The sequence below is a fragment of the Ruegeria sp. CDSC025 genome, from assembly GCF_059610805.1.
On sequence record NZ_JBXWOJ010000009.1, the window covers coordinates 172450 to 182803 of the forward strand.

9 protein-coding genes and 2 pseudogenes are annotated in these 10354 nt (G+C 54.6%); 4 read left to right on the forward strand and 7 right to left on the reverse strand.

From position 1 onward, the window contains the following. Window positions 1–25: 25 nt before the first annotated feature. Both AC2FH8_RS14285 and AC2FH8_RS14290 read right to left on the reverse strand, forming a co-directional pair. A pseudogene (locus AC2FH8_RS14285) lies at window positions 26–310 on the reverse strand (TRAP transporter large permease subunit); the annotation flags it as partial. Then, window positions 307–585 (reverse strand): TRAP transporter small permease subunit, encoded by a 279-nt coding sequence (locus AC2FH8_RS14290; protein ID WP_281995473.1) that lies wholly within the window; start codon window positions 583–585, stop codon window positions 307–309. The gene AC2FH8_RS14290 and the pseudogene AC2FH8_RS14285, both read right to left, overlap by 4 nt. 413 nt (window positions 586–998) lie before the next feature. Between AC2FH8_RS14290 and AC2FH8_RS14295 the strand changes: the two genes are divergently transcribed. The 3 genes and pseudogenes from AC2FH8_RS14295 to AC2FH8_RS14305 all read left to right on the forward strand — a co-directional run bounded on the left by AC2FH8_RS14295 (window position 999) and on the right by AC2FH8_RS14305 (window position 3041). Beyond that, complete coding sequence (locus AC2FH8_RS14295; RefSeq protein ID WP_271949858.1) at window positions 999–1688, forward strand: hypothetical protein; 690 nt, start codon at window positions 999–1001, stop codon at window positions 1686–1688. A gap of 9 nt (window positions 1689–1697) precedes the next feature. After that, window positions 1698–2228 (forward strand): annotated as a pseudogene (locus AC2FH8_RS14300) (HupE/UreJ family protein). Window positions 2229–2555: 327 nt separating this feature from the next. After that, window positions 2556–3041 carry a GNAT family N-acetyltransferase gene (locus AC2FH8_RS14305; RefSeq protein ID WP_142637623.1) on the forward strand — a complete coding sequence of 162 codons (486 nt, stop codon included), beginning with the start codon at window positions 2556–2558 and terminating at the stop codon, window positions 3039–3041. A gap of 596 nt (window positions 3042–3637) precedes the next feature. Here AC2FH8_RS14305 and AC2FH8_RS14310 read toward each other — a convergent pair. The 5 genes from AC2FH8_RS14310 to AC2FH8_RS14330 form a co-directional block, all read right to left on the reverse strand. After that, the gene (locus AC2FH8_RS14310; RefSeq protein ID WP_142637621.1) at window positions 3638–5038 is read right to left on the reverse strand and encodes a TRAP transporter large permease; all 1401 of its coding nucleotides are present in this window, start codon (window positions 5036–5038) and stop codon (window positions 3638–3640) included. Between the two features lie 11 nt (window positions 5039–5049). Beyond that, window positions 5050–5682, reverse strand: a complete 633-nt coding sequence (locus AC2FH8_RS14315; RefSeq protein WP_281995471.1) for a TRAP transporter small permease subunit — start codon at window positions 5680–5682, stop codon at window positions 5050–5052. Between the two features lie 68 nt (window positions 5683–5750). Next, window positions 5751–6761, reverse strand: a complete 1011-nt coding sequence (gene dctP, locus AC2FH8_RS14320; protein ID WP_281995470.1) for a TRAP transporter substrate-binding protein DctP — start codon at window positions 6759–6761, stop codon at window positions 5751–5753. Window positions 6762–6887: 126 nt separating this feature from the next. After that, a complete protein-coding gene (locus AC2FH8_RS14325) occupies window positions 6888–8228 on the reverse strand; it encodes a sigma-54-dependent transcriptional regulator (RefSeq protein WP_142637615.1) in 1341 nt (446 codons plus the stop codon). After that, entirely contained in the window at window positions 8225–9955 is a 1731-nt protein-coding gene (locus AC2FH8_RS14330; protein WP_142637614.1) for a sensor histidine kinase, read from the reverse strand. The genes AC2FH8_RS14325 and AC2FH8_RS14330 overlap by 4 nt, the downstream gene beginning before the upstream one ends. A 130-nt stretch (window positions 9956–10085) precedes the next feature. Here AC2FH8_RS14330 and AC2FH8_RS14335 point away from each other — a divergent pair. Continuing rightward, window positions 10086–10354: transposase (locus tag AC2FH8_RS14335; RefSeq protein ID WP_496690067.1), on the forward strand; the 269-nt coding region annotated here is incomplete at its 3' end.

Below are 10354 nucleotides of genomic sequence, written 5' to 3' on the forward strand. Positions count from 1 at the left end.
CGAATATGGTGCAGGAGAGGATCGTGGCGACCCCAAGTCCACCACGCAAACGGCCGACCATTGCATTTGCTGCATCGTAAAGGTCCTTAACCACGCCGGCACGGATCATCACGTGAGCCAAGAAAGCAAACATCGGTATAGCCGTAAGAAGTCCGTTGTTCAGTTTGGCAAACACCGTATCAGCCGCGCTGTTCACGTTGCCCTCCGTCAGCATCATTTTGATTAGCGATGTAAGCCCGAGCCCGGCAAAGATTGGCATACCCGTGAGCAAGAGGACAATCAGGCCGGCCAAAATAAGAAACGTCCTCATGGTCGGCGCACCGTCAGAAGCGTAAAGATGCGAGCCAGAGCCGCAAGGATTAGTATCATCATGCCGATGAGTAGGAAGCCTTGCGGAATCCACATTTGAACGCTCAGATACCCGTCTGAATAGATCCCGAAATCGTATGAGAACTGCACCATAATCACCGCGCTGTAGAGAACAGCCGCAGCGACCAGGATCACACCAATCATCCCCCAAACCTCAACCAGCCATTGAGTGCGAGGTCCGGCGCGTTCAGTCAGCAGGTCGACCCCACAGTGCACTGGGCTACCGCCCGCCAGCTCCCGAAACCATCATCTCAATGGATCACAGGCCAATGATGCACTAACAATCAACTTGGACCAGTCAGATGAGGCTGCTCAGAACGTGGCCTCGCGACCGAACGCTAGGAGGCAGTCTTGCTACAGTTACCGATGTTAGCGACCTGAAATTAGAACGCATTGATCCGACCCTCAAACCGGGTGGATTTAGCACTCTGGTCAGATTGACCGTGAAAGTCGAAGGCGGCCATTGGGGGCACGCCCACATACGCGCCGTTACGTTCAGGGCGCTGGTTGAAGTTATACCAGAAGCCGGGCAATGGGAGTTGGATGGACTAACTGTAATCGAGGCTCGCGATCCAATTGCATAAGTGTTTAAGACCAAAGGTTTTTGCTTTCGGTATTTTTTTGTCAGCTTGATTTTGTCACTGACGCTGTCAGCCTCGGCACATTTTTTGCTGAATCTCAATGTCCGCGTAACGCATGTCGAGCATTCCGTGGATAATCTGCGCGTCTTTATGCGTACACCCATGCCCTATCTGGTTGCGGACAAGGTCGGCGAGCAGGACGATGACGCTCTGCCAGATGCTGCACCATTCACGACCAATGCCATGAGTAACAGTCAGTTGGTCCATTTTGTCGACTTGCAAGCTGTAATGAGCGATCCCAACGGGCTGGGGCAAATCGCCGAAGGTGGGTTGCACCTGTTGATCGACGACCACCGCTTAAGAGGAACAGTTGAGGCCGTTCGCTTGCATCGCGTTGGAATTGAGCCCGGATTTGCAACTTTAGCCGAGGCTCAACAGGCAGTAGACACCGAAACGGCCTTAACGCCACCGCTTTTTGTTGGTGACACGATTGTCGATCTCGTCCTGCATTATGACACTGACGGCCCGGTCCAATCGTACAGCATTGCCAACGTGCTGGACCCCGGTTTGCCGGATCAGGACCAAACGGCGAACCTCATTCTCGATTACGCGTCTGACACACCGCAGATTTTCCAGTCTCGGGGTCTGATGACCGACCCTGTGGAGGTTCAGCAAGAAGGGTACGGAGGATTCCTGAGTTTTGTCTGGGAAGGCACACGACATATCCTCGAAGGTTAGGATCATGTTCTGTTTGTTGTGTGTTTGGTCATTGGGGCGCAAACACTCAGGGCGCTATTACTGCGTGCAACCGGTTTTACCGTGGGGCATAGCGTAACGCTGTCGCTGGGGTTTTTCGGGTTTGTGCCGTCGGGCGTGTGGTTTGTTCCTGCCGTCGAAACCGGGATCGCGCTTTCTATCATTTTTGCAGCCGCAGCGGCGTTTATGAGCTTCAAGGACCGCGCGCGTTCTGAATTCGCGATGGTACTTTTGACAACGCTGATTGGCCTCTTGCATGGTCTTGGATTCAGCTTTGTGTTGCACAAGATTTTACAGGTTACATCCCCAAATATCTGGTAGAGCCTGCTTGCTTTCAATTTAGGCATCGAGCTTGGCCAGGTCGCCATTATTCTTGCGCTCTGGCCTGCCTTGATAATGTGTCGGCGCGTGAGATCCAGTTTGTGGATGTCCCTACGAGTGGGCTTAGCCGGTGGATGTGCGGCTATGGCCTGCTTTTGGACCTTTCAACGAATTGCCGAGGTTTATTCCACGCTGGCTTAACGTCATTGCGATGGCGCGTACCGTGATGATCGCCTGAGAGAATAGCGGACATTCGACTGTTCTGCAGCATAAGACAGATTGGGCTCAGCGCGGCCCGATGCTCGCGCGGCAATGCCGTTGTGATCGGCTGATCGAAACCGGCCACAGGAGGATCGGGTCAAGTCTTTGATCTTGTGTCTTATTGTTCAATGCGCGGACGTTGGGAAATCAGGAGCCATAGTTCGCGCTTCAGGCGGCGAAACCAGGGAGTGAGCCCTCAGTAACCAATGCTGCGATGAGTACGAACGGCGGCGTTGCAACTCTATCCATCCCGAATAGTGTAGGCACATGAGAGAATTTCGAAACGCCAAACCTGCCGACGCAACTCGCTGCTTTGAAATAGAGATTGATGCCTACGAAGGCGACGAGGCAGCAACGCTCGAAAAGATTTCTAAAAGGATTGAGGTCTATCCCAATGGCTTCCTAGTTCTTTTGGTGGAAGGCGAGATAGTTGGCTTTGTAAATTGCGGATGTGCTCATGAAGTCGAAATGTCTGATGAAGAGTTCAAAGAGCTTGTTGGCCACGACCCCGACGCCCCAAATGTCGTAATAATGTCTGTTGTTGTTGATCCCGCGCATCAGGGCAAGGGTCTATCACGGGCATTGATGGTCGAATTCGTGGGGCGCATGAAAAGGATGGGTAAATCCACAATCCATCTCATGTGCAAAGAGCATCACGTCCCACTCTACGAGAATTTTGGATACAGCTATTTACAGCCATCGACTTCTGACCATGGAGGAATGACTTGGCATGAGATGTCTATGAAACTTTGAACTGCCCGATTATCTCAGCCGTGCAGAGCGGACATTCAAATTTTCAATGGGAAAGTCCAATTTGTCCGCTCCTCGATTGCCGGATCCAGCTGCAGCGAAAAGGCGGTTTTGAATTGGCTGAATTTTGCGCCGATGAATGACTGCAAACGAGAAATCCTCTGCGATGCAACAAATGGCGTGTCGCGCCTGCGAGGGGTTTCTGCGTCAGCAAAAGCGGCGTGAGCAAAAGTCGGCTCCGTCCCGCAGACCGTGAGTTACCGTTCTACAGGATTTCGCACGCTCGACGAAGGGCAGCTAGACACACACTATTCAGCACTTCGCCGTGGTGACGGCGGAGTGCTCTTTCCACTATCTCTCAAGATTCTGCTTTGGGCTCACAACAGGCTCCGGTGCCGTTGCAGAAAGGTCCCCTGCCCCACCAATAGCTGATCATGCGAACGGCCCAAATCAGCCGACACGCCTTTACATGACTGAACAAATAATGACGCCAGCTATCTATGCTATTGGTCGCCGTTGCTTATTCATGAATGGCACGCATCTTGCATCTTTGTCTAAGCCGCACCGGCAATCCGCGCTCAAAAATCATCCCATGTAATTCAAACCTGTCCAGGAAGCCACAGAACGATAGCAGGGAACGCAACGAGCATTGCGATCGTCGCTGCATCCGCCAGAAAGAAAGGCGTTACACCTTTAAAAACATCCTGAACGCTTAGGTCATCACGCACGCCAGCCACTACAAAGCAATTCAGCCCGATAGGTGGGGTGATCAGGCAAAACTCGGCCATTTTGACTACCAGAATGCCAAACCAGATGGCACACATCGGGCCGGACATTCCAAAGGTACTATCGGCCGCACTTACCGCTTCACCACCGTTCAACGCCATGACGGCTGGGTAAACTACGGGCAACGTCAGCAGCAGCATACCTATCGCATCCATGAACATGCCCAGTACAGCATAAGCCAGCAGGATACAGATCAGAATGAGCATTGGTGACATCTCAAGCGAGGTGATCCAGTCGGAGAACGCGCTGGGTAGTTCGGCAAAACCCAGAAAACGAACATAGACCAGCACGCCCCAGATGATGGTAAAGATCATGACGCTTAGCTTGGCCGTCTCCAGCAACGCGTCTTTAAGTTCGGACCAACGCATGCCCTGATATAGCGCCATCAGAAAGACAACGAAGGCACCGATTGCGCCACCCTCGGTTGGCGTGCCCCAAGCATCGCCTCCGAATGGGTTGTAGACAAAGAAGATGATGGTAACGACGACAAACAAGATAGGCAGTGCGGGCGGAAGAGACATGAAACGCTCTTTCCATGTAAAGCCTGAGACTGCGGGACCAAAGTCTTTGATCACAACAGCCATGCCAATGATCAGCAAGCCATAGATCAAAGCTGAGAACATGCCCGGAATGAAACCGGCTAACAGCAGTTTGCCCACGTCCTGTTCCACGATAATCGCGTATATGACCAAAATGGCCGAAGGAGGGATGAGCGACGCCAATGTGCCGCCTGCAGCGACGACACCTGCAGCAAAGCGCTTGTCGTAGCCGATCTTCAGCATCTCGGGGATGGCGATGCGGGCGAAAACGGCGGATGTGGCAACCGAGGCTCCGGAAACCGCAGCGAACCCGGCGGTGGCAAAGACGGTCGACACCGCCAGCCCGCCAGGAACCCATGCCAGCCATCGCTTGGCGGCCTCGAACAGTGCTTTGGTCAGGCCCGCGTAGTAGGCGAGGTAGCCAATCAGGATGAAGGTCGGGATAAGGCTCAGCGCCTGGCTCGAAATCTTGGAATGCGGCACCTGCCCCGCTGTTTTGACGGCTACAGTCACAGCCTTGCCGAACCGCGCTGGGTCGTACCCAAACTTGGCCCAGAAGATCCAGATCAGGCCAACCATTCCGGCCGTTGCGGCAGCAAATGCCACGCGCATACCCAGCACCACAAGAACAAGCATTCCGCCCGAGACGATCAGACCAATTTCAATGGGTTCCATCAGAATTTACCTCAGTTGTCGTGGCCCGAGACATGCTCGGCTTCCATTGCAGCCTGGGTGGCGGCATCGGGAATCAACGGGACGGCGACAGGCGGCTGGTCAGGATGGCGAATCGCACGACCGTAGGCACAGAGCTGCAGAAAGAGCCTTATGCAAAGCACACTGAAGGCGACGGGGGCCAACAGCTTGGCGGGCCACAGCGGGATGCTGATGTCAATGGAACTGTCGCGGCTCCACAGTGGGGCACCATAGTCGAAACTGCGCGCGAAGTGCGCCCAGCTTCCCCAGATCAGCAAGACGATCAGCGCCAGAATGACGGCGGTTGTTACGAATTCGACGATATAGAGCGTCCGGCCTTTAAGTGCACCAACGAACATGTCCATTCGGATGTGGCCGCCATCGCGCTGCGCATAAGATATCCCCATGAAGGCAATCAACGGCATGGCCTGTTCAATCCAGTCGACATACCCGGGAAGCGGCGCATTGGCGATATTCCGACCACCGACGGAGACAACGGCCATTACCATCAGAGAGAAAACCGCAAGACCGCTGAGCAAGGCCAGAAAGCTCTCCAGTTTGTAGAGATGTTGATCGAGAATGCTGAGACGGCTGTCGTCGGACAGCACCAAGGATGACCCGGCCATCGTTGTGCTCCGCTATCAGAGGAAAAGGCACCCGACGCCAGCTTGGCCGACGCCGGGTGGTGAGTGGATTAGCTACCGTTGGCGATCTTGCCGGTCACGAGGTCATAGAGCTCTTGCGCCGGAAGACCGCGTTCGGTGTTTTCCGCAATCCAGGCTTCTGCTGCGGGTGCGGCGGCGGCCTCTTTGAATGCCGCGATTTCTTCATCGCTGAATGTGACCCGTTCGATGCCGCGTTGATCCAGCTCGGGGCCCCAAGCTTCCATCGTTTTGGTTTGGTATTGGGAAACGTAGTGATCCAGCGCTTCGTCTATCGACCCCAGCAGAGCTTTACGATGTTCATCGGACAGATCTTCCAGTGCCAGAGTATTCACGACGACCGGGCAGTTGACGGTTCCGGGGTTCAGGTTCGTCGTCCACCACGTACCGTTTTCAATAGTGCCAAAGGACATATGGGCGTGTGGTGCAAAGCTGACGGCTTTGACGATGCCGCTGTCCATTGCCTGACGTACTTCGGATGCGGACATCGAAGTCGGAACTGCGCCGACCGTCTCCATCGCTTTACCGATACCGCCGGTGGCGCGCACACTCAGACCTTCAAAATCGGCCAGAGATTTCGGCGCGTCACCTACCCCGACAAGGTTGTACTGCGGTAGCGGCGACGGCATCAGCAGAGTCGCGTCCCAGCGTGCCAAATCCTCGACGACTGCCGGGTGTTGATAAACAGCCATCGACAAGTCGACTTCCTGTTCAAGGGATGTCACGCCCAGAAACGGCAGTTCCAAGACAGTGATCGAGGGGTTCTTGTCGCGGTGATAGCCAGCGCAGAACTGGGCCATTTCAAACGCGCCAATCGAAATCCCATCGAGGTTTTCTTTGTTCTTCGACAGGCCACCATAACTGATGTTCAGGGTAAACTCACCGTTGGTCTTTTCGTTCACCAGTTCAGCCAGCTTTTCGACATGCTCTGTGAAAGCACGGCGCTTGCCCCACAGGGATACGTTCCATTCGACAGCCAGTGCTTCGGATGCAACGGTCAGCGACAAGGCGGCAATGGCCGCCCGGTTAAGGTGTTTGCGCATAGTGGCTCCTCCCAGATCATGCAATTCGTTTGGGCGGAGTATTCAGAATGCGCGGCGTCCTGACTATGAAGGAAAATGCGCGCGTTTTCCCAGGCGCCCTGCGGATTTCCGCAGAGCTGTTTTCGCCTACAACAGAGCCTCTTTATCGAGACCAAGTTTGACGATCTTTTCGTTGAGCGTCCGGCGGCCAATCCCAAGCGCTTCGGCGGCGGCATCCATGCGGCCTTTATGCGCCTTGATGGCTTTGCCTATGAGCTCGCGTTCAAATGCGGCAACGGCATCGCGCAGGGTATCCGGCACTTCGTCGAAGTGCTGATCGCTTTGGATAGCCTGCGCCACCGAACCGCCTCCGCGTCGGGCCGCCAAAATGCGCCGTTCGCAGACATGGCGCAATTCACGCACATTGCCGGGCCAGTCATGTGCAAGCAGAGCCGCCAAATCGTCCTGATCAAGTTCTGGTACGTCTATCTCATAAACCTGCGCGTATTCGTTTAAGAAATGCGTTGCCAACAGAACCAGATCATCCCGTCTTTGTCTAAGCGGGGGTAAGGACAGGACGACAGTATTCAATCGAAACAAAAGGTCCTGACGCAGGCGGCCTTCCTCGGCCGCAAGTACAACGTCTTCGTTGGTTGCTGACACGACCCTGAAGCTTACCGGCACCGGCGACACCGCCCCCACCGGCAGCACTTGTTGATCTTCGATGACCCTTAACAGCTTGGCCTGCGCCGCTGGTGGGCACGAGCAGATTTCATCCAGAAACAAGGTCCCACCCGATGCCGCCCCAAGCCTTCCGTCGGATTCACCCGCGACGCCGAACATTTCCGCTTCAAATGTATCGGCCGACAATGCGGCGCAATTCAGCGCCAGAAACGGTGCCTCCGGCGAGCGGCCCAAATCATGTAAAGCATGAGCAACCAGCTCTTTCCCGGTGCCCGTATCTCCCTGCAACAAAACCGCAACCGACGTATCAGCAAGATCAAGTACTTCTTGTCGCAAGTCTGTAATGGCGTCCGTTTGGCCCAGCAGGATGCGGTCAAGGCCTGACAGTTTGAACAGACGGTCTTTGAGGCGGGCATTACTTCTTCGCATTCGGTATTGTTCGGCCGCGTGCCTCAGCACCGTAAGCAATCGCCGTGGTTCATATGGCTTTTCGATGAACCCATATGCCCCGTCCTGTATGGCCTGAACCGCCATCGGGATATCACCATGTGCCGAAATCAATACCACCGGAGGCGCCACATGCCTGTCCAGGCTGGCCAGCAATTCAAGTCCCGACATGCCGGGCATACGCACATCGGATAAAATGACATCGGGCGAGGCGTTGGCCAGATGCTCCGTCACCTGGGTCGCGCGTGGCAAGGCGTTGACAGACCAGTCGGCGGCTTCAAGCAACTCGACAAGAGATTGTCGCATCGATTTGTCATCATCAACGACCAGAACTTTGAAGGGTTGCTGCAGGTTCATTCGTCCGTTTCTTCAGTATTTGAGGCTATCGGGAAGGTGACACGGAAAATTGTTCCGCCGCCATTTCGATTTCGGGCCGTCATTGTGCCATCGTGATCTTTGACAATGCTGGTGGAAATGGCCAGTCCCAAGCCCATGCCTCTCCCGCTCTCTCTTGTGGTTACAAATGGCTCTTGCAACTCTGCCAGCGTTGCCTCGCCCAACCCGTGACCGTTGTCCTGAATTTCCAACACGACCTCATCATCAGAAGCCATGACAGCGATATGGATTTCAGGCGCATCCGCTTCATCCGTAGCATCTATGGCATTGCGCAAAAGATTTGTGATGACCTGTTCGATCCGCAGGGCACTGCCCCGGATAAACGCCGGACCAGTCGACGCATCAATTGAGATTTTCACCTTGCCCTGTTCGATGTTTGGGGCAACCAGAGCCAACGCGGCATTAACCGAAGTGCGTAAGTCTACGTCGTCGAACGCCTCACTCTCCGACCGTGCAAAAAACCGTAATTGGCGTGTGATCCCTTCCATCCTGTCAACCAGGCTGCCGATTTTTTGTGGCAGCTTGGTTTCCCCGGAAGATGAAATCTCTGCAGCCACCAGATGATTGCGCATCGCCGCGATGGGCTGGCCCAGCTCATGCGTGACCGACGCGGATAGTTGCCCAAGAGCGGCCAGTCGGCTTGCGCGCTCCAACTCGCCCTGGGTGCGTCTGAGGCTCCGCTCGGCTGTCTTGCGGTCGTCGATTTCGATGGCAAGCCTTTCATTTGCTTCGCGCAGCATTGCTTCTTCCTCTTCGGACCGCGCCAAAGCAGCGCTGACGCGTCTCGCACGTTGTATCTGGAAGTAGATAAATGTGAGCCCCGCCAAGAGGACAAAAACTGCAGTTACAAGCCAACTGCGCGCTACAGCCTGATCGTCACTTGCAAAATAGTGAAGCGACCAGCCATGAGGCAAATCCGTTGCTGCAAGATGCAAGCGCTTCGTCCCCGCAATTCTGGCCTGATCTCCTGGCAACTCAACCCAATCCAACGCATCTAAGGCTTGCCCCGGAAACTGCCGGGCGTTTCGAATTCGCTCTCGCTGTGGTTCTGACAATGGCGTCAACGCGCGATATTGCCAATCCGAGTTCGAAGAAAGCAGAATGACACCGTCTTCATTGGCCAAAAGAACCTGTTCGCCCGAGTTTTTCCAACTATCCTGAAGATTAGAGAAATCGATCTTAATCGCTATGACACCAGTTGAATCTCCCTGGTCGTCAAGCACTGCGTTGGCGATGAAGTATCCTGGCAGACCAGTCGTCGCCCCGATGGCATAGAAGCGGCCCTGTTTACCAGAAATGGCACTTTGGAAATATGGGCGGAAAGCGTAGTTCTGGCCAACAAAGCTCCCTGTGTCGCGGTAGTTCGATGCGGAAATCGTGATCCCGTCTTCGTCCATCAGGTAGATAGCATCCAGCTCCGCCCGCTCCGCAAAATCCTCAAGGCGTCGGTTTAAAGCTCCGGTGCCGTCTCCTTCGGCTGTTCCAATTACAAAGGAATCCTGTGACAGCACATAGGTGAGGTGGGAAAATCGTTCGAGTTCGCTGTTTACCGAGCTTTGGTAGAGAGAGAGCCGGCCCTGAGCTTTCGAAAGCTCCTCCGAAACGAAGTACTGGTAAGAAACCAAATAAAGGCCAATGCTGGCGGCAATGGCTACCAAAATACCTACAATATACGAAGCTGATCGCATTGAATGCCCATGAACTGCGACAGCATAGGATCACAGTAGGTATTAGTCGTCCATCCCAAGAGTTCTAGGGTCAGGACCCATTGATTTTCGTTTTGCGGCGTGATTCACGGTTCAAAAACGAGCGGTGAACATGTCTGATCTCTTCTGGCTTACGGATGCGCAAATGGCGCCTCTGGAGCCTTTCTTCCCGAAGCCCCACGGCAAGCCGCGCGTCGATGACAGGCGTGTGTTGAGCGGGATTATCTTCATCAATCGCAATGGTTTGCGGTGGCGGGATGCCCCTGCCGCCTATGGACCGCACAAGACGCTGTACAATCGATGGAAACGGTGGAGCGACAAGGGCATCTTCGCGCGAATGATGGCCGGTCTGGCCGCCGAGCACGGCGAACAGAAGACTGT

Bases quoted from the DNA above. Each gene is read 5' to 3' on its own strand.
- AC2FH8_RS14330 (WP_142637614.1), bottom strand. From the start codon at position 9,955: ATGCGATCAGCTTCGTATATTGTAGGTATTTTGGTAGCCATTGCCGCC.
- AC2FH8_RS14310 (WP_142637621.1), bottom strand. From the start codon at position 5,038: ATGGAACCCATTGAAATTGGTCTGATCGTCTCGGGCGGAATGCTTGTT.
- AC2FH8_RS14305 (WP_142637623.1), top strand. From the start codon at position 2,556: ATGAGAGAATTTCGAAACGCCAAACCTGCCGACGCAACTCGCTGCTTT.
- dctP (WP_281995470.1), bottom strand. From the start codon at position 6,761: ATGCGCAAACACCTTAACCGGGCGGCCATTGCCGCCTTGTCGCTGACC.
- AC2FH8_RS14325 (WP_142637615.1), bottom strand. From the start codon at position 8,228: ATGAACCTGCAGCAACCCTTCAAAGTTCTGGTCGTTGATGATGACAAA.
- AC2FH8_RS14315 (WP_281995471.1), bottom strand. From the start codon at position 5,682: ATGGCCGGGTCATCCTTGGTGCTGTCCGACGACAGCCGTCTCAGCATT.